The sequence below is a fragment of the Rhizobium sp. 862_C5_N1_2 genome (assembly GCF_051811205.1).
Classification (GTDB): domain Bacteria; phylum Pseudomonadota; class Alphaproteobacteria; order Rhizobiales; family Rhizobiaceae; genus Rhizobium; species Rhizobium leguminosarum.
This window is the reverse complement of sequence record NZ_JBPWPT010000001.1, coordinates 3438478-3463547: the sequence shown is the minus strand read 5'-3', so window position 1 is coordinate 3463547 and position 25070 is coordinate 3438478. Positions and strand designations below refer to the sequence as shown.

Here is a 25070-nt window from a genome sequence, read left to right as displayed (position 1 = left end):
GCGCCATGATTCCCGACGTCAAACCCAATAGCGTGCTTTATCTCAACGGCGTTTCGGTTTCCTTCGACGGCTTCAAGGCGCTGAATTCGCTGTCGATCGTCATCGAGCCCGGTGAACTTCGCGCCATCATCGGCCCTAACGGCGCCGGCAAGACGACGATGATGGATATCATCACCGGCAAGACCCGGCCCGATGAGGGTGAGGTGTTCTTCAACGGTACGATTGATCTCACCAAGAAGGATGAAGCCGATATCGCTCAGCTCGGCATCGGCCGCAAGTTTCAGAAGCCGACAGTCTTCGAAAGCCATACGGTGTGGGACAATCTGGAGCTGGCGCTGAACCGACGTCGTGGTGTGTTCTCGACGCTGTTCTACCGGCTTTCGGGCGAGGACAAGGCACGCATCGAGGAAATCCTCGACACGGTGCGGCTGACGCACCGCCGCGACGAATTCGCCGCCAATCTCTCGCACGGGCAGAAGCAGTGGCTGGAGATCGGCATGTTGTTGGCGCAGGAGCCGAAGCTTCTGCTCGTCGACGAACCGGTGGCCGGCATGACCGATGCGGAGACTGCAGAAACCGCAATCCTGCTCAAGGATATCGCCAAGACCCGGTCGGTCGTCGTCGTCGAGCACGACATGGGCTTCATCCGCGATCTCGGCGTCAAGGTGACCTGCCTCGCGGAAGGCTCGGTGCTGGCGGAAGGGTCGATCGATTTCGTCAGCTCCGATCCGAAGGTGATCGAGAACTATCTGGGGCGGTGAGGGATGATGGGTCCATTGAATGTTGGGGAGGGGTCTATTGCGGACCCACAAAGATTCAGGAGACGGCATCATGCTGACAGTTGAAAACGCAAACCTGCATTATGGCGCCGCTCAGGCGCTGCGCGGCATCTCGATCAAGGCCGAGATGGGCAAGATCACCTGCGTGCTGGGGCGTAACGGCGTGGGGAAGAGTTCTCTTCTGCGCGCCGTTACCGGCCAGCATCCGCTGTCGGCGGGCACGGTCACCTTCAACGACACCAGGCTCAACGGCTTGCCGCCCTTTGCCCGCGCCAAGCAGGGTATCGGTTATGTGCCGCAGGGGCGCGAAATCTTCCCGCTGCTCACCGTCAAGGAAAACCTCGAAACCGGCTTTGCCCCGCTTGGCCGCCGCGACCGCAACATCCCCGATGATATCTTCAGTCTCTTCCCGGTGCTGAAGTCGATGTTGTCACGTCGCGGCGGCGATCTTTCCGGCGGGCAGCAGCAGCAGTTGGCGATTGGGCGCGCCATGGTGACGCGGCCTAGGATTCTCGTGCTCGACGAACCGACCGAGGGCATTCAGCCCTCGATTATCAAGGACATCGGCCGGGCGATCCGCTACTTGCGTGACTCCACCGGCATGGCGATCCTTCTCGTCGAACAATATCTGGATTTCTGTCGAGAGCTCGCCGACTACGTCTACATCATGGATCGCGGCGAGATCGTCCATGAAGGGCTTGCCGAAACGCTGGATACACCGGAGGCCCGCCGCCATCTGACTGTCTGACCGGCAAATGCCGCATTTTGCAGCAAGGGACACGGAGCCTGGAAAATCTTCCTCTGCCTCTGCTGGTCTGCTCCAGACGGCATAGGAATTGCTTGCTTTCCGTCATCCGCGCGATTGAATGAAAACGGTGGCGCGACCGAAAGGGACGATATGACGACCGTGGCGGCGAGTACGAGACCGCAGAGAGCGGAAGGGCGCGGGCATCTGGCGGCGAAGCTGTTCGATGGCCGCACGCGCATTCGTGAACTCTATCAGGAAGGGGCGGCGAAGATCCGCCTGCCGGATACCTTCGATGCCTCGATGGAAGCAGTCATCATCAACACAGCAGGCGGACTGACGGGCGGCGACCGGATGGACTGGAGCGTTGATGCCGGCGCCGGCACGCGCATCGACGTTACCACCCAGGCTTGCGAGAAGATCTACAAGGCATCGGCCGGTACCGCCGAGGTGACGACCAGCATCAAGGTTGGAGCTCAAGCCCGTGTCGACTGGCTGCCGCAGGAAACGATCCTCTTCGACCGAGCAGCGCTTTCCCGCCGCTTGGATGTCGATCTTGACGAAGACTCCGAATTTCTGGCCGTCGAAGCCGTGCTGCTCGGCCGCAAGGCAATGGGTGAGACGGTGGAGACCGGGTTGTTTCGCGACCGCTGGCGCATCCGCCGCTCGGGGCGGTTGATCCATGCCGAAGAACTGAGGTTGTCCGACGGCGTAGCGGCCCTTGCCGCGCGCCAGGCCGTGCTCGGCGGGCAGGTGGCGTTTGCGACGCTGCTTTATGCCGGGCCGCTTTCGGAAGCCTATCTTGGCAAAGTCCGGCCGCTCGTCGAAGGATCGATGGGCGGTGCAAGCGCCTGGGACGGCAAGCTCGTTGTTCGCCTTGCAGCAGCCGACGGCTTCTCACTCAGAAAAATCCTGATCCCGGTCATTTCCGCCTTGCGAAATGGTGCGCCTGTGCCGAAAGTCTGGAATCTATGAATCTAGAGCATGATGCCGAAAAGTGTGAGCGGTTTTCGGGCGACGTCATACTCTAACTCTTTAATGTAGAACAGGATCATCCTGTTCCAGGCATGAAGCAGATGGGCAAGCAATGAACCTCACTCCGAGAGAAAAAGACAAGCTGTTGATATCAATGGCGGCGATGGTGGCACGCCGGCGGCTGGAGCGCGGCGTCAAGCTGAACTATCCCGAAGCGATCGCGTTGATCAGCGATTTCGTCGTCGAAGGCGCTCGCGACGGTCGCCCGGTTGCCGAGCTGATGGAAGCCGGCGCCCATGTGATCGGCCGCTCCCAGGTGATGGAGGGTGTTGCCGAGATGATCCACGACGTGCAGGTGGAGGCGACGTTCCCGGATGGAACCAAGCTCGTCACCGTGCACGAGCCGATCCGGTGAGGAGATAGGAATGCTCGAGCTCAGGCCCAATTGCGAATGCTGCGACAAAGATCTGCTGCCTGATAGCACTGAGGCACGGATCTGCACCTATGAATGCACTTTCTGCGCGGATTGCGTGGACGGTGTGTTGAAGGGTGTCTGCCCGAACTGCGGCGGTAATCTCGTCGCGAGACCTATTCGGCCGGCGGCCATGCTTGCTAAAAATCCGGCTTCGAGGAAGCGTGTGCTGAAGGCCGAGGGCTGTGCGCCCAAGGCGGCTTAAGGAGGACGAGATGATTCCAGGTGAGATCATTGCCGCAAGCGGCGACATCGAACTGAATGCCGGCGCGCAGACGGTGACGCTGGAGGTTTCCAATACAGGCGACCGACCGGTGCAGGTCGGCAGCCACTATCATTTCGCCGAGACCAATGCCGGGCTTTCCTTCGATCGCGCGGCGGCGCATGGCAAGCGGCTCGATATTCCGGCGGGAACGGCCGTGCGCTTCGAGCCGGGGCAAACGCGCTCGGTGACGCTGATCCCACTTTCCGGCAAGCGCGAGGTCTATGGCTTCCGTCAGCTGGTGATGGGTAAGCTTTAAGAACAATAGGCTGGAGGAATGCATGCGTTTGAATGTCTGCCTCGTCGGGGCGGCGATGCTGCTGACGGCAGGTGCTGCCTCCGCTCAGGATATCGATTGCAACAATCCCAAGACGCAATCGGACATGACTGGCTGCGAGGCGGCGCGCCATGAGGCCGCCGACAAGGCGCTCAATGCGCAATACAAGAAGACCCGGGCCGCCATGGTGTCGATCGACAAGGATCTCGACGGCGATATGAAGGGCGCAGAGCAGGCGCTGGTCAAGGCGCAGCGCGCCTGGATCGATTATCGGGACGCCGAATGCGACGCCTTCGGCTTTCAGGCCCGCGGCGGCACGATGGAGCCGATGCTGGTCGCCGGATGTCTCGCCAACATCACGGACAAACGTACAAAAGAGCTGAAAGAGCTCGAAGACACGATGAGCAATTAAGGTGATCAGGAAGATCATGATCGTCGGCAATGGTGAGATCGCGGAGGCAGAGGCAGGCATCATCGATGCCGCCGATTTCGTCGTCCGCTTCAACGATTGCCGCTCCTATGTCACCGGCGGCCGGCGCACGGATGCCGTCGCAGTCTGCAATACCGGCCGGCCGGCGAAGGCGATGCTCGGTTCGCTTGAGTGGCGCGCTCATCCCGGCGTCGTTTCGGCTCGCGAAATCTGGAGCGTGCGCGACCCGGAAAAATTCGCGGCGATGCGGGCGCCGCTTGCCGTCTCGCATCCGGAACTCGACGATTTCTGCGACGACTACACCGATGAGTTCAGCGCCTTCTGCGTCGACACCGACAAGGCGCACATCGTCATCGGCAAATCGGTTCACGAGGCCGTCGATGCCTCGCTTTCGGCCCTTGCTCCGGCGCCCTATGTCGTGCCGAGCAGTGGCATGATCGTCATTGCCGAGGTTTTGAACACATATGCCGAGGCCGAGGTGGTACTTGCCGGCTTCGGTCACGCCGGCTGGGAATGGCACCCATTTGCGGCCGAACGACAGCTTGTCGATAGTTATATTGCCGCCGGCCGCCTCACACGGCTTGGCGGAGAAACACCTGTTTCTTCCTCCCAAGGAGCCTGATGGATGCCCTATAAGATCTCGCGCGCCGCCTATGCCGGCATGTTCGGACCGACCACCGGCGACAAGGTGCGCCTTGCCGATACGGAGCTTTTTATCGAGATCGAGAAGGATTTCACCACCTATGGCGAGGAGGTGAAGTTCGGCGGCGGCAAGGTGATCCGCGACGGCATGGGCCAGAGCCAGGTGACGCGGGCGGATGGCGCGGTCGACACGGTCATCACCAATGCGGTGATCGTTGATCATTCGGGCATCTACAAAGCCGATATCGGGCTCAAGGACGGGCGCATCGTTGCGATCGGCAAGGCGGGCAATCCCGACATGCAGCCTGGCGTCAATATCATCGTCGGCCCGGGCACGGAGGCGATCGCCGCCGAAGGCAAAATTATCACCGCCGGCGGGATGGACAGCCATATCCATTTCATCGCGCCGCAGCAGATCGAGGAAGCGCTGATGAGCGGCATGACCTGCATGCTCGGCGGCGGCACGGGACCGGCGCACGGCACGCTTGCCACCACCTGCACGCCCGGTCCCTGGCATCTCGCGCGCATGATCGAGGCGGCCGACGCCTTTCCGATGAACCTTGCCTTTGCCGGCAAGGGCAATGCCTCGCTGCCGGGGGCGCTGACCGAAATGGTGCTGGCCGGCGCCACCTCGCTGAAACTGCACGAGGATTGGGGCACGACGCCAGGCGCCATCGACTGCTGCCTGTCGGTTGCCGACGAATACGACGTGCAGGTGATGATCCACACGGATACGCTGAACGAAAGCGGTTTCGTCGAGGATACGATCGGCGCCATCAAGGGCCGCACCATCCATGCCTTCCACACGGAAGGGGCGGGCGGCGGCCACGCGCCTGACATCATCAAGATCTGCGGCCAGCCAAACGTCATTCCGTCGTCGACCAATCCAACACGGCCCTATACGGTCAATACGATCGCCGAGCATCTCGACATGCTGATGGTCTGCCACCATCTGTCGCCGTCGATTCCCGAAGACATCGCCTTTGCCGAAAGCCGCATCCGCAAGGAAACAATCGCTGCCGAAGATATTCTGCACGATATCGGCGCCTTCTCGATCATTTCGTCCGACAGCCAGGCGATGGGCCGCGTCGGCGAAGTGGCGATCCGCACCTGGCAGACGGCCGACAAGATGAAGCGTCAGCGCGGCCGGCTGAAGGAGGAGAAGGGTGACAACGACAATTTCCGCGTCCGCCGCTATATCGCCAAATACACGATCAACCCGGCGATCGCCCATGGCCTCAGCCGTGAGATCGGCTCGGTCGAAGTCGGCAAACGTGCCGACCTCGTGCTGTGGAATCCGGCCTTCTTCGGCGTGAAGCCCGACATGGTGCTGCTCGGGGGCTCGATCGCGGCCGCGCCGATGGGTGATCCAAACGCTTCGATCCCGACGCCGCAACCGGTGCACTACCGGCCGATGTTTGCCTCCTACGGCAAGAGCCTCACCAATTCCTCCGTCACCTTCGTCAGCCAGGCGTCGCTCGATGCCGGCCTGAAGGGCCGGCTCGGCGTCGCCAAGGAACTGGTCGCGGTGAAGAATACACGCGGCGGCATCTCCAAGGCATCGATGATCCACAACGACCTTACACCCGAGATCGAGGTCGATCCGGAAACCTATGAGGTCAGGGCGAACGGGGAATTGCTGACTTGCGAGCCGGCGACGGTGCTGCCGATGGCGCAGCGCTATTTCCTGTTCTAGACCCACGTCCGATGTGCAACGGGCGGTTCCGATGAGGACAGGTATCCGCTGGTTGTTGCGGATCGTATTCCTGCTTGTGCTTTTGGTGGCCCGCGGAACCTTCATTCCCCGGCCGCTGATTGCGCCGGTCAAGGCGTCGTCCGTCGCAGTGACACATCGGATTCTTCTGCTGTCGGGACCAATCCATACCGATATTGCCATTCCGCTCGACGAGGAGACGCGGGCTGCCTTTTCCTTCCTCGGTAATACCGATTTTCCGCTCGTCCATCCGAATGCGGAGTGGCTCATTATCGGCTGGGGCGGTCGTGCTTTCTATCTGGAAACGCCCACATGGGCGGAACTGAAAGCACTGCCGGTGCTGCGCGCGCTGACGATCGACCGTTCAGTGCTGCATGTGGACCTTGCCGGTCATATCACCGAGCCGCAGTCCAACGTCGCGGCATTCAATGTCAGTGACGATCAATTGATGCGGCTGCGCGACTTTATCTCGGACAGTTTCGTGCGCGACGCGGGCGCGGTCGTGCCGATCCCGGATGCGGGCTACGGCGAGATCGACCGGTTCTTCGAGGCCAAGGGATACTTCAATGCGCTCTTCGGCTGCAATACCTGGACTGCCGCTGCCCTCCGCTCGGCCGGGCTTCGAACCGGCTTATGGAACCCGTTTCCACAAGCATTGCGATTGTCTGTTGCTGTCTACAATTGAAGCAACCGTCGGGCCATCCCGCTCTTAAAGTGAATTGTGAACAGCACTCTCCATCCGGTTGTAAAAATCGGTGAAAAAATCGCTGTTTTCCCCAGCTAAACCATTCTGGAACAACGGCACCGCACAATTTGATAAATCCTTTTAATATCAATAGTTTAACTGTATTTCGATAGTGTTCGATTCAGGGATTGGAAAGCTGCATCCATTGCTAGAAAAATTCTGTCCACCGAATCGTCCAAAGTGGCTCGAATTTTAACGAGTTGATTAAGAACCCCGCAGCAATTGGGCTCTTATCAATGCCTTGAAACGCCGGGCAAGAAGGTTGATTCTCATGAGAAACTGGATTTCGCTGCAGGCCGATTTTGGCGATCTTCAATACCGCAGGAACGTCTATGTCTTCGCCCTGAAGATGAGCTTTCTTGCCGTCATTCTCTCCGGCGTCATTATTGCGCTGACGATGCCGTCGCTTGATCTTCTCGGACTTTTGCCGGTGACGCTCGCACACGCAATTGGCTTCAGCGCGATCTTTTCCTGGCTGATCGGCGGCACGGTTTCCGGCATGCTGTCGCTGTTTGCCGGCTTTGCCATGCGCGATCTTGCGCTCTCGCGGGCGGAATTCGAAAAGCTGAGCCGCACGGATACGCTTTCGGGACTGCTCAACCGGCGTGCCTTTACTGAGGCGCTCGATAACGTCGATAGCAACGCGTCGCTGGTGATTTTCGATGTCGACCGTTTCAAGGCGATCAACGACCGCTTTGGCCACGGTTGCGGCGATGCCGTCATCATCGCAGTTTCGGCCATGCTGACATCCGCCTTCGATGAGATGTCCGTCGTCGCACGCCTGGGTGGCGAGGAGTTCGGCGTCATTGTCTCCGGCGAACCTCTTGAGGCGCGGATTGAGCGGATCGAGGGTGTCCGGGCTCGGATTGCTAGCGGCGCCATCAAGGCCGAGGGGCACGAGATCCGCATCACCGTTTCCGGCGGTGTTGCCGATCTCGTCGCCGGGCGTAACAAGCAGGCGGTCTATGCCTCCGCCGACCGGGCGCTCTATCTCGCCAAGGCGCTCGGGCGCAATCGCGTCGTACACGAACGGGAAGGCCTTCATCACGCCTGGCACGGGCTCGTCGATAACGGCGTTGATGGCGAGAACAGAGGCCCGGAGAGCGACAATGTGATGCAGGCTTACGGAATATAAAAGCCCAAGCCGGACGAAAGGCCATTGGTGCTTGCATCGGGAAGAGCTATTTTGCATGGTCGTCCTCTCAGCAAAACGGACATGTCATGCAGCGCGTCACCTCCTATCTTCCCGCCGGAACCCCTTCCTCCCACCCGATCGCCCAGGTCAAGCTGCCGCATGATCTGCGCCATCTGCGCCGCAAGCTGCTGCATCTGGAAAATGGCGAGATGGTCATGCTCGATCTCAAGGATCCGGTGCTTTTCGCCAATGGCGACCTGCTGGTGCGCGACGACGGCGAACTGATCGAGATCCTCGCCGCCGACGAGAAACTTTTCGAAATCCGCGGTCGCGACCGCACCCATCTGGTCGAGCTCGCCTGGCATCTCGGCAACCGGCATCTTGCCGCTCAGATCGAGGAAGACCGCATCGTCATCCTCCGCGATCATGTCATCCGCACCATGCTGCAGGGCCTCGGCGCCGTCGTCCTCGAGATCGACGAGCCGTTCCAGCCGGCGCGGGGCGCCTATCATTCTCAAGGCGGGCATTCGCATGGGCATGATCACGATCACAATCATGACCACGGGCATGACCACGGGCATGACCACGGGCATGATCATAGTCACAGCCATGACCATGATCACGAACATGGCTATGAGCATGAGCATGAGCACCGCCACGATCGCGGTCATGATCATGACCACAAGCACGACTGAGCCTTGATGACCAGGGATCGCGAGCTGCAGGCATTGCTGCGCCTGACGGCATGGCTGTCACCAGCCTTTCCGATCGGAGGCTTTGCCTATTCGGGCGGGCTGGAGCGGGCGGTGGCCGACGGGCTCGTTACGGATGCGGCCTCGCTTGCGGCCTGGATCGGCACGCTGGTCGGCAATGGTTCGGCCTGGAACGATGCGGTGCTTCTGGCCGAAAGCCATAGGCAACAGGCACAGCCCGCACGCCTTGCCGAAGTCGCTGCACTCGCCGAGGCGCTGGCCGGATCACGCGAGCGGCATCAGGAAACGATGCTGCTCGGCGAGGCTTTCCTCGCAGCGGCGCGGGCCTGGCCGGACGGGGTGTTCGAGCGGCTACCTGACAAGGTCGCTTATCCCATTGCGGTCGGGGCGGTTACAGGCGCCCATGGCATAATGCCCGAGAAGGCGCTCGCCGCCTTTCTGCATGCCTATGTCTCACAAGCGGTTTCATCCGGCATCCGCCTCGGTGTCGCCGGGCAAAGGGATGGCCTCGCCGTTCTTGCCGGTCTGGAAGACCATATCGCGGAGGTCGCCCGGCGGGCGGCAGCCTCGGCGCTTGACGATCTGGGTTCGGCGACGGTGCAGGCCGATATTGCCAGCCTGCGCCACGAGACGCAGGCGACGCGGCTGTTCCGTTCGTGATTGTCTGAAATTATCGCTGTGGCTGCGTCATTTGACGGTGGCGCCGGCGGGCGGCTTCGCTATCATCAAGGTTCGATTGGAGTAAGGCATATGAAATCAAGAAACGGACCTTTGCGTGTCGGCATCGGCGGGCCGGTCGGCTCGGGCAAGACGGCGCTGACCGAAAAGCTCTGCAAGGCGATGCGCGACGACTATTCTGTCGCCGTCGTCACCAACGATATCTACACGACAGAGGATGCCGAGGCGCTGGTGCGGATGCAGGCATTGCCTTCGGACCGCATCGTCGGTGTCGAAACGGGCGGCTGCCCGCATACAGCCATTCGCGAGGATGCGACGATCAATTTGCAGGCGATCGCCGGCCTGAACCAGCGGATTCCCGATCTCGACGTCGTCTTCATCGAATCCGGCGGCGACAATCTGGCGGCGACCTTTTCGCCCGATCTTGCCGATATCACCATCTATGTCATTTCCGTTTGCCAGGGCGAGGAAATCCCGCGCAAGGGCGGGCCTGGTATCACCCGGTCGGACCTGCTCGTCATCAACAAGAAGGATCTGGCGCCTTATGTCGGCGCCGATCTCGAGGTGATGGACCGGGATGCGACGCGCATGCGCGCTTCGCGCCCCTTCGTCTTCTCCGACATGAAGCGCGGCGACGGTGTCAGCTCGATCGTCAGCTTCCTCAGGGAGCAGGGCGGTCTCTAGATCCAGATTTTAGGCCGGATCAAAGTCGAAGAATTAGAGGATGATATCGTCCGAAAACCGCTCACACTTTTCGGCATCATGCTCTGACGGTTAGATCCGTCGGAGCAGGTTGACGTCGCTGATGGCGATCGCCCGGCCGCGCACCGTGACACCTTTCGTCTTCAGCGTCGAGAAGGCGCGCGAGAGCGCCTCCGGTGCGAGGCCAAGCTTGCGGGCGAGCAGGTTTTTCGGAAAGGGCAGCCGCAGCGAAGCGGCCGCACCGTTCTCGGCGCAGTGGGTCAGCAGATAATGCGCCACGCGCTGCGGCGCGGTCTGCATGCGGTCGCTTGCCAGGCATTCCATCATCGAGATCAGATGCAGTGACAGGCTGCGCGTGATCGCCTTGCCGATCCGCGGCCGCTCCTCCAGCAACAGCCGAACCTTTGCGATATCAAAGCACGCCAGCACGGTATGATCCATTGCTTGCGCGCCGTAGTGATAGGTTTCGTCGGCGTGGATCAGGCATTCCGCGAAGCTGTCGCCGGGCTCGCAGATGCGGATATCGGCCTGCCTGCCATCGCCGTTGCGACGATAGAGCCTGACATAACCGCTCAGCACGCAATAGAAATAGGCCGCCTTGTCGGCCTCCTCGATGAGAACGTCATGCGGGTCGCAGAGGCGAACGGTGGCGCAGGCGCGCAGGGCTTCAGCCTCGTTGTGGTCGAGCCCGGCCATGAGGGCGGCCTTGGCGAGCACAGCGGCCTCTTGGCCGTTGAATGTCAGCGTCCTGTTCATCTCCCGGTCTCCTGATATGGCCGGTCTTTCCAATTCCATGTGCATGCCGGGCAAAATACGGGAAGGAGATGGCGGTGGATTTGATTTCGGTCAATCGCCAGAAGTGAACAGCAAAAACGAAACGGGCCGGGAGATCGCTCCCGGCCCGTTCATTTCCTGGGCTTTGCCTATTCCGCCGCGAAGGGCGGCAGGCGCAGCACGTTGGTGTCGTTGCCCTTGGCGCTCTTGCGCTTGCCTTCCGGCTTTTCGATTGCGGTCAGACGCTCCTCCAGCGAGTCGATTTCGCTGCGGTTCTCGCGGGTGACGCGGGTGAGATCCTCGCGCGACAGCGGCAGCGCCTCCTCGTCCTTCCTGCCGACCAGGCGGCCGAAAGCCCAGCCGAGCAGGCGGGACAGGTCGTCCATGATCAGGAAGAAGGAGGGCACGACGACGAGCGAGAGTACGGTCGAAACGATGATGCCGCCGATCACTGCAATTGCCATCGGCGCGCGGAACGAGCCGCCTTCGCCGACACCAAGCGCGGAAGGCAGCATGCCCGCCGACATGGCGATCGAGGTCATGATGATCGGCCGGGCGCGCTTGCGGCCGGCTTCGACCATGGCCTCGACACGAGGCATGCCCTGATGGCGCATCTCGATCGCGAAATCGACCAGCAGGATGGCGTTCTTGGTGACGACACCCATCAGCATGAGGATGCCAATCATGACAGGCATCGACAGCGGATTGCTGGTGAGGATCAGGCCGGCTGCGACGCCGCCAATGGCGAGCGGCAGTGAGAACAGGATGGTGAAGGGCTGGATCACGTCCTTGAAGAGCAGGATCAGCACCGTCAGCACCAGCAGCAGGCCCATCAACATGGCGTTGACGAAACTCTGCTGCATCTCGGTCTGCACCTTGGTGTCGCCGCTTTCGGCAAGGTGCACCGTGGCCGGGATATTGGCGTCGTTGACGATCTGACGGAAGCGGGCCGAAGCCGTGTCGAGTGCTACGCCCTGCGGCAGGTCGGAGCCGATCGAGACGACGCGGTTGCGGTTGTTACGCTTGATCGAGCTTACGCCTTCCGAATAGTCGATATTGGCGACGCTCGCGAGCGGAACGGTGCCGCCGCTGGCGGTCTGGATCTTCAATGTCCGGATGGCCGCGAGATCGCGACGCATGTCGAGTGCGGCCTGAACGCGGATCGGGATCTGGCGATCGTCGAGCGAGATCTTGGCAAGGGCGGCATCGACATCGCCGATGGTGGCGACGCGGATCGTCTCGGAGATCTGCTGCGGCGTAATGCCGAGGCGGGCAGCCTCATCCATGCGAGGGTGAACCTGCAGCTCCGGACGGGGCAGGGAGCCGTCGGCGCTGACATTGGCAAGCAGCGGATCGGCGCGCAGCTTGGATTCCAGAATGCCTACGGCGTCGTTCAGGTCCTTGTCGTTCTTGGAAAGGAAGTTGAAGGAGAGGTCGCGTTCGCCGCGGTCATTGAGCTTCAGGATCCGGACGTCGGGGATATCGCGCAGCTTGGCGAAGACTTCCTTTTCGATATCCCATTGCGGGCGTTCACGGCCGTGGACCTCCACCTTCGGCAGTTTCGGGCCAATGACGGGGATATGGCCGAGCACGTCGTTGACCATCTTCTTGACCAGCGATTGGTCGAGCTTGTCGAGTGCCAGCGTGATGGTCGCACGGCGCAGTTCGAGATCACCCTTCGGCGACGCGCCGCCGAGGACGAAGACGCTTTCGACGCCGTTGATGTCCTTGACCCTGTCATAGATCGCATCCGTCGTCTTCTCGGTGTCGTCAAGGCGCGCATTGGGCGGCAACTCGACGGAGAGAACGATGCGTGAGGCGTCTTCCGGCGGCAGGAAGCTGCCGGGAACCTGCATCAGCAACAAAACGGAGCCGACCAGGAAGGCGAACGCGACAATCAGCGTCGCATACCGCGTGTACCAGCGTCCAGTCGTGCCACGTATGAGACGCGTGTATCCCCGCATCAGCAGGCCGTCATTGTCGTGATGGTCTTCCATGCCGTCTTCGGCGCGCATCAGATAGGCGGCCATCATCGGGGTGATCAGTCGCGCAACCATCAGCGAGAAGAAGACGGAGAAGGCGACGGTCAGACCGAACTGGATGAAGTACTGGCCCGGAATGCCCGGCATGAAGGAAACAGGCACGAAAACGGCGATGATGGTGAAGGTGGTGGCGATGACGGCAAGGCCGATTTCGTCAGCCGCCTCGATCGCCGCTCGATAGGGCGTTTTGCCCATCTTGATGTGGCGGGCAATGTTTTCGATTTCGACGATCGCATCGTCGACAAGGATACCGGTGGCCAGCGTCAGAGCGAGGAAGCTGACGAGGTTCAGTGAGAAGCCCATCATGTCCATGACCCAGAAGGTTGGGATCGCAGACAGCGGAAGGGCGATTGCAGAGATCAGGGTCGCACGCCAGTTCCTGAGGAACAGGAGGACGACGATGACGGCGAGCAGCGCACCTTCAAGGAGCGTATGAATGGCGGCTTCATAGTTGCCGTAGGTGAAATAGACCGAATCGTCGATCAGTTCGATCTTCACATTGGGGTTTTCGGCCCGCACCTTGTCGAGGTTCTGCGCCACGGTTTCGGCGACGCTGACCTCACTGGCGCCCTTGGAGCGGAAAACGCCGAAGGTAACGACCGGCGTATCGTTGAAGCGCGAGAAGGATTTCGGCTCCTCATAGGTGTCCTTGATGACGCCGAGATCGGACAGTTTGACGAAACGGCCGTTCGGCAGGCCGATCGTCGTGTTGGCGAGGTCGGCGACGTTGCGGGCGTCGCCGAGAACACGGATCGCCTGTTCGCTGCCCGCCACCTGGCCACGGCCTGAGCCGAGGTCGATGTTGGTGCCGCGCAGCTGCTGGTTCACGCTCGCAGCGGTGATGCCGTAGGCATTGAGCTTGTCAGGGGTGAGTTCGATGCGTACTTCGCGCTCTGCACCGCCGTAACGGTCGACACGGCCGATGCCGGCCTGGCCCTGCAGTGAACGCTTGATTGTATCGTCGACGAACCAGGAAAGTTCTTCCAGCGACATGGCAGGCGAGGAAACGGCGAAGGTCTGGATCGCCTGTCCCTCGACATCGACCTTGGAGACGATCGGTGCTTCGGCCGTCGCCGGCAGATCGCTGCGGATGCGGTCGATCGCATCCTTGGTGTCCTGTACGGCCTGTTCGGTCGGCACTTCCATCCGGAACATGACGTTGGTTTGCGAGCTGCCGTCGGTCACCGTCGACTGGATTTCGTCGATACCGGTGATGGAGGCGACCGCGTCTTCGATCTCCTTCGTCACCTGCATTTCGAGTTCAGCCGGCGAAGCGCCGCTCTGCGTCACGCTGATCGAGACGAGCGGCACGTCGATATTTGGAAAACGCGTGATCGGCAGCGAATTAAAGGACTGCATGCCGATGAACACCAGCAGGCAGAAGGCCAGCAGCGGCGCAATGGGATTTCGAATGGACCAGGCTGAAAAATTCATCGGATGGTCTCTTTAGTTGGAAGCCGGGAGCTGTTCACGCACCGGCGTGATGTGGTCGCCGTCGCGGACGTAAGCGCCCGCCTTGGCCACGACCTCGTCGCCGGTCTTCAATCCATTGATGACCTCGACATAGGCGCCGTCCTGGATGCCGGTCTCGATCTTGGCGAATTTCACCACGCCGTCCTCGACTTTGCGGGCAGAGGAACCTTCGTTGCCGGTGAGTACCGCGGTCAGGGGAAGCGCTACGCCTTCAGTCTCGCGCACGATGATCTCGGCGCTGCCATACATGCCGGAACGCGCCTTGCTGTCATCATCGATGGAGATATGGACGAGGCCAAGGCGGGTAACCGGATCGACAGTGGGCGAAACCAGGCGCACGGCGCCGGAAAGCTTGTCGCGGCTACCGGAAAGCGAAATCGTTGCCTTTTGGCCGGCCATGATCCTGACAACATCGCTTTCGGCGACCTCAGCGACAAGCTCGATATCGCCGTCCCGGATGATGGTGAACAGCGGATCGCCATTGCCGGCGGCAATGGCGCCGACCTTGGCGTTCTTTGCCGAGACCGTGCCGGCGACCGGCGTCTTCACATCGGTGCGCGCCAGCTTCAAATCTGCATCGGCGATCTGGCTGTCGAAGACCTTGAGATCCGCTTCGGAGACCTCGATCGCCTGTTCGGCGGAGACGACGCGGGCATTGGCTGCGGCGGCAGTCGCATCGGCCTGTTCGACCTGGGCGGTGGAAACGGTGCCCTTCTTGCCCATTTCCTGGGCGCGGGCCTGCTGCTGCCTTGCCTGTTCGGCATTGGCCTGCGCCTCGATGAGCTGGGCGCGCAGCTGGGCGAGGCTTGCCTCGCCCTTGGCCTTCGTCGCCATCATCTGGCTCTTTTCCAAGACCAGTGCGTCATCGTTGAGCGTCGCCAGCGTGCTTTCCGCCTGAACCTTGTCGCCGACGTCGGCTTTCAGCGTGCGAATCGAGAGGCCTTCGACCTGCGGCTGGATATAGACTTCCTCGACGGGCTTGACCGTTCCGGTGCCGATGACACGGTCGACGAGGGTGCGGTTCACCGCCGTGGTGACGACGATCGCCGGCAGGTTCTGCTGCGGTTTTGCGACCGGCGCTTCCTGCGATAATGCGGTGGATGCAGCAAGTACCGCTGCAAAAAGAGTAAAGGCGCCTAGAATTCCATTCGGCTTGCGTGCCATGCGTCTTCGTCCAATCTTATGATAAGGTTGGCCGAACTCGAGCGTCTGCCACTCAGCGCGCGATCAGGCCACTGCCCTTCCTGCATTCTCAGAGGTATCCGCCGATCCTTTGCCGTCTTCATCCCTCGTCGGCAAATTCGGCTTGTAGGTGGTATCGATTTGCTCGATCTACAAGTCCGGCAGAAAACAATTCCCCATTAGGCGATAATAATTACCATTCTGACGTCAATCAATCACCGCAAGGTTATGTCAACATTACGAAGATTGATCGCGCCTCTATCTCTAAGACGTTTGACGCCCGATAAATGCGACAGTTGCAAGGGATTTTTTTCGGTTGCTGGCTGCTGATGATTTAGGCCGACCGGCCTCAAATCTGAATCACCATCCAAATCAAATAAATAGAGCACGATGTCGTCCGAAACCCGCGTACACTTTTCGGCATCATGCTTTAGCGCATGTCGCGCAAAACTGTGCAGCGGTTTTGCGATATCGACATGCGTAAAAACAAAGACCTAAAGCGCAACAAGCGAAATTGAAAGATCGCGACGCGCTTTAGAAAAAGATAAAACGCGCGGGAAAACTCCCCGCGCGTTTCGCTTAGCATCTTGCCGAAACTACTTGGAAGCGGCGTCGGTGATGTCGTGCGTCCAGGCGCCTGATGGCTCCTTGCTGATGATCTTCTGGTCGAGCAGCGCCTTTGCCGTGCGGGCATAGAGCGCCTCATCCAGCTTGCCGGAGCTGTCGCCGACCAGCTTGGCGACTTCACCCATCATGCGCTTCTGATGGTTGTCGTCCTGGCCGCCATTGTCCATGACGATCTCGGCGGCTTCGTCGGGATTCTCGGTGGCATATTTCCAGCCCTTCATCGAAGCGCGGACGAACTTGACCATCTTCTCCTTGAAGGCCGGGTCCTTCAGCTTGTCTTCCATGGCATAGAGGCCGTCTTCAAGAAGGTCGTTGCCCATTTCAGTGTAATTGAAGACCGTCAGTTCTTCCGGCTTGAAGCCGGCATCGATCGCCTGCCAGTATTCGTTATAGGTCATGACGGAGATGCAGTCGGCCTGCTTTTGGACAAGCGGCTGCACATCGAAGCTCTGCTTCAGCACGGTGACGCCGTTCGGACCGCCTTCTGTGGATAGGCCGAGCTTGTTCATCCAGGCGAAGAAGGGATACTCGTTGCCGAAGAACCAGACGCCGAGCGTGTGGCCCTTGAAGTCGGCTTCGGTCTTGATCGGGCCGTCCTTGCGGCAGACCATTTCCAGGCCAGCCTTCTGGTAGGGCTGGGCGATGTTGACGAGCGGAACGCCCTTTTCGCGGGCAACCAGGGCGCCGCCCATCCAGTCGACGATGACATCGGCGCCGCCGCCGGCGATCACCTGCTCGGGGGCGATATCGGGGCCGCCTGGCTTGATGTCGACGTCGAGGCCTTCTTCCTTATAGAAGCCCTTGTCCTTTGCGACGTAGTAACCGCCGAACTGGCTCTGCGTGACCCATTTCAGCTGCAGCACCACCTTGTCGGCGGCCATGGCATGGGCCGATGCAAGCGACATCGCGCTCGCCATCATTGCAACCATCAACTTTCTCATTTTCTTATCCTTACCCTCTGAAGTTATGCCCGGACCCGTTTCTGGAGTCCGTGCGCGCCTAGCCACCACGGATAGACGGATGCCAGAACGTCACCGCCCGTTCGGTCAGGGCGATGATGCCATAGAAGATCGAGCCGGCCAGCGCCGCGACGGCGATTTCCGCCCAGACCATGTCGACATTCATGCGGCCGATCTCGGTGGAGATGCGGAAGCCCATGCCGACGATCGGCGTTCCGAAGAATTCCGCAACGATGGCACCAATCAGCGCCAGCGTCGAGTTGATCTTCAGTGCGTTGAAAATGAAGGGCATTGCCGCTGGAAGCCTGAGCTTCAGCAGCGTCTGCCAATAGCCTGAGGCATAGGTGCGCATCAGGTCGCGCTCCATGCTGCCGGAGGCGGCAAGGCCGGCGACGGTATTCACCAGCATCGGGAAGAAGGTCATGATGATGACGACGGCGGCCTTCGACGGCCAGTCGAAGCCGAACCACATGACCATGACAGGGGCGACGCCGATGATCGGCAGGGCCGAAACCATGTTGCCGATCGGCAGAAGGCCGCGGCGCAAGAAGGCGATGCGGTCGGCGAGCACCGCGACGACGAAGCCACTGAGGCAGCCGACGATATAACCGATCAGCACCGCCTTGAAGATCGTCTGCCTGACGTCCGCGCCGAGGATCGGCAGCGACGCCATGAACCGCGCGCCGATGGCGCTCGGTGGCGGCAGCAGGATGAAGGGAACGCCGGCGCCACGCGTGACCGCCTCCCAGAGAATGAGGATCCAGGCGCCGAAGATCGCCGGGATCAGCAGCTGCAGTGTCGACTTGCCGAAAGTGGTGACGGGCTGCAGTTTCGACAGCTCGGTGACGCATCGCCAGGCAAGCAGCCAGCAGGCGAAGAGCAGCAGGAAGAAAGCCCGCGTCCCTGCGCCCTCGTTGCCGGAAAGAGCGGAAAGCAGCATCCAGGCGGCGCCATGCGCGCCGATAAACAGCACGGTGGCTCGATAGGCCGGCGGTTGCGGCGCTAGGGACAGCAGGGCAGCCGCGATGACGACGATGAAGATGAGGCTTGCCGTGCCGTCGGTGAGGGGTCGCGTCGCGCCCTCGGCCAGGAGCGGCAGGGCCGTCAGTGCCCCGATGCAGAGGAGGAGAGCAACCACGCCTTGCCAGGAGAAGGTCAGATGTCTCATGCCGGCCTCCCGCCCATGGCGCGATCGACGATTTTCGCCGCAACGCCGACAATCGCAACCAGGATGCCGGCCAGCAGCGATCCGGCGACAAGCGCCGCCCAGATATCGATGGTCTGGCTGTAATAGGAGCCGGCGAGCAGCTTCGAGCCGATGCCGGCGACAGCACCCGTCGGCAACTCCCCGACGATGGCGCCGACGAGGCTGGCGGCGATCGCAACCTTCATCGAGGTGAAGAGGAAAGGGATCGACGCGGGAACGCGCAGCTTCCAGAAGGTCTGCATCGGGCTGGCATAGTAGGTGCGCATCAGGTCGAGATGCATGATCTCGGGCGAACGCAGACCCTTCACCATGCCGACGGCGACCGGAAAGAAGGAGAGGTAGGTGGAGATCAGCGCCTTCGAGACGAGGCGGGAGGCGTCGGAATCGAGATTGAGGAGATGTGCAACGGCATTGTCGCCGGTCAGCACGTTATAAGAGATGATGACGATCATCGGCGCGATGGCGAGGATCGGTATGGTCTGGCTCGCCACCAGCCAGGGCATCAGCGAGCGGTCCATGGCGCGGTTATGGACGATCAATACGGCGAGAAGGATGCCGAGCAGCATGCCGAAGCCGAAGCCGAGCAGAGTGGAGGAGAGCGTTACCCAGCTGTGATAGACGAGGCTGCGGTTGCTCGAAAGGCTGCGCAGGAAGGTGTTCTCGTAGACGTTCTGCGCCACCTGATGCGGCGCCGGCAGGATCGGCTTCGGCTGGGCGAGCGTCTTGCCGATGAATTCGAGGGTCGAAGGTGTGGCGCCGGCGCGGCCGTCCATGTCGCGCTGGAACGGCGCGTTCATGAGGATGGCGGCGACATACCAGATGACGACGAGCGCCAGCAGGATGGTGGTGACGGGGACGATCTTGTCCTTGAGGGTGTCGGCTTTCATGGGATTCGCTCCCATGTGGTGTTGAGCCTGCAGAGCCCGGAAATCAAACCCCTATTCCTCATGCGTGCCCCGTCCTCAGCCCTTCGCGGACGCGGTGGGCAATCTCCAGGAACTCGGGAGTTTCGCGGATGTCGAGCGGGCGCTCGGCCGGCAGGGTCGAGTCGATGATATCGGTCACGCGGCCCGGGCGCGGAGACATCACCACGATCTTGGTCGAGAGATACACCGCCTCGGGAATGGAATGAGTGACGAAGCAGATTGTCTTGTTGGTGCGGGTCCAGAGTTTCAGCAGCTCTTCGTTCAGATGGTCGCGCACGATCTCGTCCAGGGCGCCGAAGGGCTCGTCCATCAACAGCAGGTCGGCGTCGAAGGCGAGCGCGCGGGCGATCGAGGCGCGCTGCTGCATGCCGCCGGAAAGCTGCCAGGGGAATTTCTTCTCGAAGCCCGAAAGACTGACGAGATCGAGCGCTTCGGCGACGCGCCTCATCCGGTCGGCGCTGGAATAGCCCATGATCTCCAGCGGCAGGGCGATGTTGTTTTCGATGGTGCGCCAGGGATAGAGCGCCGGCGCCTGGAAGACATAGCCATAGGCACGGGCCTTGCGGGCTTCCTCCGGCGTCATGCCATTGATCGAGATCTCGCCCGACGTGCTCTTTTCGAGATCGGCGATGACACGCAGGAAAGTGGTCTTGCCGCAGCCCGATGGACCGATGAAAGAAACGAAATCGCCCTTGCGGACGTCGAGATTGACATTGCTCAGTGCACGCACCGGGCCGTCATTCGCCTGGTAGGTGAGACAGAGATCCTTGGCGGATACGACGGAGGGTGCTTGCATCAATGCGACCAGTCTTGTTTTCCCCGCGGGAGCGCGGTTTGCATGTTATCATTACCGCCGGTTTTATCGACGACACACTCCATGGAGGATGAGGATGGACGCGACATCAAAGCCCACCTGCCACATCGTTCGCCCCAATCATGCCTATGACGGCAAGCAGGGGCTCAGCTATTTCGCAGGCATCGCCGCCGAGACGGTCGGCGCCAAGGGTATCTGCATGCACCTTCTGACGATCCCGCCTGGCGTGCGCGCCAAGGCGCATCTGCACGAGGCGCACGAGACGGCGATCTACATGCTCTCCGGCGAGGCCCATACCTGGTACGGAGACGAACTTGAGCATCACGTCATCGTCCATGCCGGCGAACTTTTCTATATCCCGGCCGGTGTGCCGCACCTGCCGGCGAACCTCAGCAGCACGCCGTGCACGGCGATCATCGCGCGCACCGATCCGAACGAGCAGGAAAGCGTCGTGCTTCTGCCGGAGTTGGACGCTTTGGTGCCGGCGTGAGGTCATTGGCATAGAGGAAGCGGTCTCCGATTGATGGCCGTATCGTCATGCGCCATCGTCATACGCCGCTTGCCGGAATCCCGCTGCGAGTCACCTTGCGCGGCGCGGTGATGTCCTTCCACTGGGAAAGCGCCTTGCTGACAGCCGTGACCGGCTCGCGCCTGACGAATTCGCCGTGGCCCTCGCGGGTCTTGATCGCGCCTTCCTCGATCGCCACGACGCCGCGTGTCAGCGTGTAGCGGGGCAGGCCGGTTACTTCCTTGCCTTCGAAGACGTTGTAGTCGATCGCCGACTGCTGGGCCTTGGACGAAATGGTCTTGGAACGTTGCGGGTCCCAGACGACGATGTCGGCATCGGCGCCGACAAGGATCGCGCCCTTCTTCGGATAGATGTTGAGAATCTTGGCGATGTTGGTCGAGGTGACGGCGACGAATTCGTTCATCGTCAGCCGGCCGGTGTTGACGCCATGCGTCCAGAGCATCGGCATGCGGTCTTCGAGGCCGCCGGTGCCGTTCGGGATCTTGGTGAAATCGCCGACGCCGAAGCGCTTCTGCGCCGTGGTGAAGGCGCAATGGTCGGTGGCGACCACCTGCAGCGACCCGGAGGCAAGGCCTGCCCAAAGCGAGTCCTGATGCTGCTTGTTGCGGAAGGGTGGCGACATCACCCGGCGGGCCGCATGATCCCAGTCGGGATTGGAATATTCGCTCTCGTCGAGCGTCAGGTGCTGGATCAGCGGTTCGCCATAGACACGCATGCCTTTGGCGCGGGCGCGGCGGATCGCCTCGTGTGCCTGTTCGCAGGAGGTGTGGACGATATAGACCGGGCAACCGGCCATATCGGCGATCATGATGGCGCGGTTGGTGGCTTCGCCTTCCACCTCGGCCGGGCGGGAATAGGCATGCGCCTCGGGGCCGTTATTGCCCTCGGCGAGCAGCTTTGCCGACATCGAGGCGACGACGTCGCCGTTTTCGGCGTGCACCAGCGGCAGAGCGCCGAGTTCGGCGCAGCGCTGGAAGGAGGCGAACATCTCGTCATCGTCTACCATCAGCGCGCCCTTGTAGGCCATGAAGTGCTTGAAGGTGTTGATGCCCTTGTCGCGGACGATGGTCTCCATCTCCTTGAAGACCTGCTCGCTCCACCAGGTGACCGCCATGTGGAAGGAATAATCGCAATTGGCGCGGGTCGATTTGTTGTCCCACATGGTCAGCGCCTCGAGCAGCGACTGGCCGGGGGCGGGCAGGGCGAAATCGACCACCATCGTCGTGCCGCCGGAAAGGGCGGCGCGCGTGCCGCTTTCGAAATCGTCGGAGGAATAGGTGCCCATGAAGGGCATTTCGAGATGGGTGTGCGGATCGATGCCGCCCGGCATGACGTAACAGCCGGTCGCATCCAGCGTCTCGTCGCCCGAGAGGTCCGGACCAATCCCGATGATCTTGCCGCCGTCGATTTTCACGTCAGCCTTGTAAGTGAGGTCGGCAGTGACGATGGTGCCATTTTTGATGACTGTGGTCATGATTATTCCCCGTTCTTGTCTGCACATTCGGCTGGCGAATAGAAGCCGGGCAGTTCTGAGCTGACCTCGATCCGGCCCTGCAAGGCCGCTAGAATCGTTTCGAGTACTGAGCGGCGTTCGCGCGAGATTTCCCGATTCCAGAAGCGCAGGACGGAATAGCCATTCACATTGAGCCATTCGGTTCGGCGTTGATCGGAGGCGCTATCGGCATGCTGGAAGCCGTCGACTTCGACGATCAATTGTTTTTCACGACAGAGGAAATCGACTATAAATGGGCCGAGGGGAACTTGCCTCGCAAACGTATAGCCGTTCAAGCGGCGGGCGCGCAGGTCGCTCCAGAGGTGGTATTCCTCTTCAGTTTCGTTGCGGCGAAGAGTTCTCGCCTGGTCGGTCTTGTTGGTGCGATGCTTCCGGATATCCTGCTTGATAATTTTCGTTGCGCCCGGGGCCCCCTCATCCGCCCTTCGGGCACCTTCTCCCCGAGGGGAGAAGGGGGAGACCGCGACGTCTACCGATCCCTTCTCCCCAGCGGGGAGAAGGTGGCCCGAAGGGTCGGATGAGGGGGCTCCGGGCGCTACATAAGCCATCACACGACGATCTCCGCCGTTTCCACCACCGCATGGAACAGCACATCGGCTCCGGCCGTCGCCCATTCCTTGGAGATTTCCTCCGCCTCGTTGTGCGAGAGCCCGCCGACGCAGGGGCACATGACCATCGTCGCAGGGGCCACCTTGGCGGCCCAGCAGGCGTCGTGGCCGGCGCCGGAGATGATGTTCATGTGGCTATAGCCGAGCCGCTCGGCGGCTTCGCGCACCGACGTGACCAGTTTCGGATCGAAGGTGATCGGCTCGAAGTGGCCGATCGCTTCGATGGAACAGCCGACACCGAGCGCATCGGTGATCTCAGGCGCCTTCGCCTCGATCTTTGCCCGCATGCGATCAAGCTTCTCCTTGTCAGGCGAGCGGATGTCGACGGTGAAGACCACTTTGCCGGGCAGCACGTTGCGCGAATTCGGCGAGAAGAATACCTGTCCAACGCCGCCGACGGCGCCTGGCTGTTCGCCCATCGCCACGTCCTGGACCATTTCCAGAATGCGGGCCATGGCGAGACCGGCATTGACGCGCAGGTTCATCGGTGTCGAACCGGTATGGGCTTCCTTGCCGGTCAGCGTGAATTCCAGCCACCAGAGGCCCTGGCAATGGGTGACGACGCCGATCTGCTTTTCCTCGGCTTCGAGAATCGGCCCCTGCTCGATGTGATATTCGAAATAGGCGTGCATCTTGCGGGCGCCCACTTCTTCATCGCCGACCCAGCCGATGCGCTTCAGTTCGTCGCCGAACAGATTGCCGTCGGGGTCCCTGCGGTTATAGGCAAAGTCCAGGCTGTGCACCCCGGCGAAAACGCCTGACGCCAGCATGGCAGGGGCAAAACGCGCGCCTTCCTCATTCGTCCAGTTGGTAACGACGATCGGATGTTTGGTCTTGATGCCGAGATCGTTCATGGTGCGGACGACTTCGAGGGCCGCAAGTACGCCGAGCACACCGTCATATTTGCCGCCGGTCGGCTGGGTGTCGAGATGCGAACCGACATAGACGGGCAGGGCATCGGGATCGGTGCCCGGGCGGGTGGCGAACATCGTGCCCATGCGGTCGATACCCATGGTCAAACCGGCATCGTCACACCATTTTTTGAAAAGGCTGCGGCCCTGCGCATCGGCATCCGTCAGCGTCTGGCGATTGTTGCCGCCAGCGATGCCGGGGCCGATCTTCGCCATGTCCATGAGACTGTCCCAGAGACGGTCGCCATTGACGCGCATGTTCTCGCCTGGTGCTGCCACCATTCTTTATGCCCTCACCTGTTTGCGGCAGTCATGCAAAGAGGCATGCCCGCCTGTTCCCGTGGTCCTTTCCTGCGCCCCCTTATTGGTTTTGTCGAGCGCCGGAAAATCGCCAGTTGCCTTTGTTTTGCATCTGACGGATAATTTGACCGATTGGTAAACATTACAACTTCCACCGCCGGGCTCAAGACGAAAATCACGAAAATTGCTGATAAAAATGCGGGCAGTTGCTCAAGGACGCGGCGAGGGTCGTCCCCAACCCAAATTTGAGCGAAGAAGTTGAATTTCAAGGGGAAACGACAGCCTGTGACCATACCGAGAGCAGCGAAAACCCTGAGGCGGACGCGAATCCAGGAGGAGAAGGAAGAGCAGATCCTGGAAGCGGCGCTCGACGTGTTTTCGGCAAGCGGCTTCCGCGGCTCGACCATCGACCAGATCGCCGAAGTGGCCGGCATGTCGAAACCCAACCTGCTCTATTACTTCCGGACCAAGGAAGCCATGCACCGGGCGCTGATCGACCGGGTGCTCTACACCTGGCTGGAGCCGTTACGGGCCTTCGACGCCGAGGGCAATCCCGAAGCGGAAATCCGTAGCTACATCCGTCGCAAGCTGGAAATGGCGCGCGACTTTCCGCGCGAAAGCCGGCTCTTCGCCAATGAGGTGCTGCAGGGCGCGCCGCATATCGAGGACGAGCTGAAGGGGCCGCTGAAGGAGTTGGTCGATGAGAAAGCCGAGGTCATCCGCGCCTGGGCGAAAGCCGGCAAGATCGTCAAATGCGATCCCTACCACCTGATCTTCTCCATCTGGTCGACGACGCAGCATTACGCCGATTTCGACGTCCAGGTGCGTGCCGTGCTGGGGCAGGAACATTCCGGCGAAGGGCGTTTCGAGGATGCGGCGCGGTTTCTGGAACAGCTCTTCATCGGCGGGCTGCGACCGGATCCCCTTGGCGGCTGA

General features: G+C 61.0%; 26 protein-coding genes. 16 read left to right on the top strand and 10 right to left on the bottom strand.

Translation table 11 applies throughout. From position 1 onward, the window contains the following. Positions 1-5: 5 nt before the first annotated feature. The 14 genes from urtD (at position 6) to ureG (ending at position 10251) form a co-directional block, all read left to right on the top strand. Complete coding sequence (gene urtD, locus ACD590_RS17400; RefSeq protein ID WP_018446880.1) at positions 6-761, top strand: urea ABC transporter ATP-binding protein UrtD; 756 nt, start codon at positions 6-8, stop codon at positions 759-761. A gap of 70 nt (positions 762-831) precedes the next feature. Then, the gene (urtE, locus tag ACD590_RS17395) at positions 832-1527 is read left to right on the top strand and encodes an urea ABC transporter ATP-binding subunit UrtE (RefSeq protein ID WP_003581844.1); all 696 of its coding nucleotides are present in this window, start codon (positions 832-834) and stop codon (positions 1525-1527) included. Positions 1528-1677: 150 nt separating this feature from the next. After that, positions 1678-2499, top strand: a complete 822-nt coding sequence (locus tag ACD590_RS17390) for an urease accessory protein UreD (protein WP_047619088.1) — start codon at positions 1678-1680, stop codon at positions 2497-2499. Positions 2500-2611: 112 nt separating this feature from the next. After that, the gene (locus ACD590_RS17385) at positions 2612-2914 is read left to right on the top strand and encodes an urease subunit gamma (RefSeq protein WP_018243290.1); all 303 of its coding nucleotides are present in this window, start codon (positions 2612-2614) and stop codon (positions 2912-2914) included. Positions 2915-2924: 10 nt separating this feature from the next. Then, positions 2925-3176, top strand: coding sequence for a DUF1272 domain-containing protein (locus ACD590_RS17380; protein ID WP_018446878.1), 252 nt, complete (start codon positions 2925-2927; stop codon positions 3174-3176). Between the two features lie 10 nt (positions 3177-3186). Further along, positions 3187-3492, top strand: a complete 306-nt coding sequence (locus tag ACD590_RS17375) for an urease subunit beta (RefSeq protein ID WP_018243288.1) — start codon at positions 3187-3189, stop codon at positions 3490-3492. A gap of 22 nt (positions 3493-3514) precedes the next feature. After that, positions 3515-3922 (top strand): lysozyme inhibitor LprI family protein, encoded by a 408-nt coding sequence (locus ACD590_RS17370; protein ID WP_018446877.1) that lies wholly within the window; start codon positions 3515-3517, stop codon positions 3920-3922. Between the two features lie 16 nt (positions 3923-3938). Beyond that, the gene (locus ACD590_RS17365) at positions 3939-4562 is read left to right on the top strand and encodes a Urease operon accessory protein (RefSeq protein ID WP_439020958.1); all 624 of its coding nucleotides are present in this window, start codon (positions 3939-3941) and stop codon (positions 4560-4562) included. A gap of 3 nt (positions 4563-4565) precedes the next feature. Beyond that, on the top strand, positions 4566-6278 hold the full coding sequence (gene ureC / locus ACD590_RS17360; protein WP_018243285.1) for an urease subunit alpha: 1713 nt from the start codon (positions 4566-4568) through the stop codon (positions 6276-6278). Between the two features lie 31 nt (positions 6279-6309). Continuing rightward, positions 6310-6981, top strand: coding sequence for a TIGR02117 family protein (locus ACD590_RS17355; protein ID WP_439003091.1), 672 nt, complete (start codon positions 6310-6312; stop codon positions 6979-6981). Between the two features lie 331 nt (positions 6982-7312). Beyond that, positions 7313-8176 carry a GGDEF domain-containing protein gene (locus tag ACD590_RS17350; RefSeq protein ID WP_112904753.1) on the top strand — a complete coding sequence of 288 codons (864 nt, stop codon included), beginning with the start codon at positions 7313-7315 and terminating at the stop codon, positions 8174-8176. Between the two features lie 86 nt (positions 8177-8262). Next, on the top strand, positions 8263-8871 hold the full coding sequence (gene ureE / locus ACD590_RS17345; RefSeq protein WP_113542502.1) for an urease accessory protein UreE: 609 nt from the start codon (positions 8263-8265) through the stop codon (positions 8869-8871). A 6-nt stretch (positions 8872-8877) separates the two neighbouring features. After that, positions 8878-9549 (top strand): urease accessory protein UreF, encoded by a 672-nt coding sequence (locus ACD590_RS17340; RefSeq protein ID WP_018243281.1) that lies wholly within the window; start codon positions 8878-8880, stop codon positions 9547-9549. A 90-nt stretch (positions 9550-9639) separates the two neighbouring features. Further along, entirely contained in the window at positions 9640-10251 is a 612-nt protein-coding gene (gene ureG, locus ACD590_RS17335) for an urease accessory protein UreG (protein ID WP_003590582.1), read from the top strand. 90 nt (positions 10252-10341) lie between these two features. On the opposite strand, the gene ACD590_RS17330 is transcribed toward ureG, so the two are convergent. The 7 genes from ACD590_RS17330 to ACD590_RS17300 all read right to left on the bottom strand — a co-directional run bounded on the left by ACD590_RS17330 (position 10342) and on the right by ACD590_RS17300 (position 20255). Further along, positions 10342-11025 (bottom strand): Crp/Fnr family transcriptional regulator, encoded by a 684-nt coding sequence (locus tag ACD590_RS17330; protein ID WP_427147967.1) that lies wholly within the window; start codon positions 11023-11025, stop codon positions 10342-10344. Between the two features lie 167 nt (positions 11026-11192). Next, on the bottom strand, positions 11193-14519 hold the full coding sequence (locus tag ACD590_RS17325) for an efflux RND transporter permease subunit (protein WP_439003090.1): 3327 nt from the start codon (positions 14517-14519) through the stop codon (positions 11193-11195). A 12-nt stretch (positions 14520-14531) separates the two neighbouring features. Further along, positions 14532-15722, bottom strand: coding sequence for an efflux RND transporter periplasmic adaptor subunit (locus ACD590_RS17320; RefSeq protein WP_439003089.1), 1191 nt, complete (start codon positions 15720-15722; stop codon positions 14532-14534). Between the two features lie 614 nt (positions 15723-16336). Next, positions 16337-17308: an ABC transporter substrate-binding protein gene (locus tag ACD590_RS17315; protein ID WP_018243277.1), complete on the bottom strand. Its 972-nt coding sequence runs from the start codon at positions 17306-17308 to the stop codon at positions 16337-16339. 58 nt (positions 17309-17366) lie between these two features. Continuing rightward, positions 17367-18494, bottom strand: coding sequence for an ABC transporter permease (locus tag ACD590_RS17310; protein WP_439003088.1), 1128 nt, complete (start codon positions 18492-18494; stop codon positions 17367-17369). Further along, entirely contained in the window at positions 18491-19420 is a 930-nt protein-coding gene (locus ACD590_RS17305) for an ABC transporter permease (RefSeq protein ID WP_018243275.1), read from the bottom strand. Before ACD590_RS17305 ends, ACD590_RS17310 begins: the two co-directional genes overlap by 4 nt. Positions 19421-19478: 58 nt before the next feature. Continuing rightward, positions 19479-20255, bottom strand: coding sequence for an ABC transporter ATP-binding protein (locus ACD590_RS17300; protein ID WP_047618896.1), 777 nt, complete (start codon positions 20253-20255; stop codon positions 19479-19481). 94 nt (positions 20256-20349) lie between these two features. Between ACD590_RS17300 and ACD590_RS17295 the strand changes: the two genes are divergently transcribed. Next, complete coding sequence (locus ACD590_RS17295; protein WP_018243273.1) at positions 20350-20763, top strand: cupin domain-containing protein; 414 nt, start codon at positions 20350-20352, stop codon at positions 20761-20763. Positions 20764-20821: 58 nt separating this feature from the next. Here the strand turns inward: ACD590_RS17295 and hydA are convergent, their stop codons facing one another. The 3 genes from hydA to ACD590_RS17280 are packed head-to-tail and all read right to left on the bottom strand — an operon-like array spanning position 20822 to position 24116. Then, a complete protein-coding gene (gene hydA / locus ACD590_RS17290) occupies positions 20822-22276 on the bottom strand; it encodes a dihydropyrimidinase (RefSeq protein WP_283185501.1) in 1455 nt (484 codons plus the stop codon). Positions 22277-22278: 2 nt separating this feature from the next. Beyond that, entirely contained in the window at positions 22279-22863 is a 585-nt protein-coding gene (locus tag ACD590_RS17285; RefSeq protein WP_283185500.1) for an endonuclease domain-containing protein, read from the bottom strand. Continuing rightward, positions 22863-24116 (bottom strand): Zn-dependent hydrolase, encoded by a 1254-nt coding sequence (locus tag ACD590_RS17280; protein WP_130652931.1) that lies wholly within the window; start codon positions 24114-24116, stop codon positions 22863-22865. Before ACD590_RS17280 ends, ACD590_RS17285 begins: the two co-directional genes overlap by 1 nt. Positions 24117-24392: 276 nt before the next feature. Between ACD590_RS17280 and ACD590_RS17275 the strand changes: the two genes are divergently transcribed. Beyond that, positions 24393-25070, top strand: coding sequence for a TetR family transcriptional regulator C-terminal domain-containing protein (locus ACD590_RS17275; RefSeq protein WP_018243269.1), 678 nt, complete (start codon positions 24393-24395; stop codon positions 25068-25070).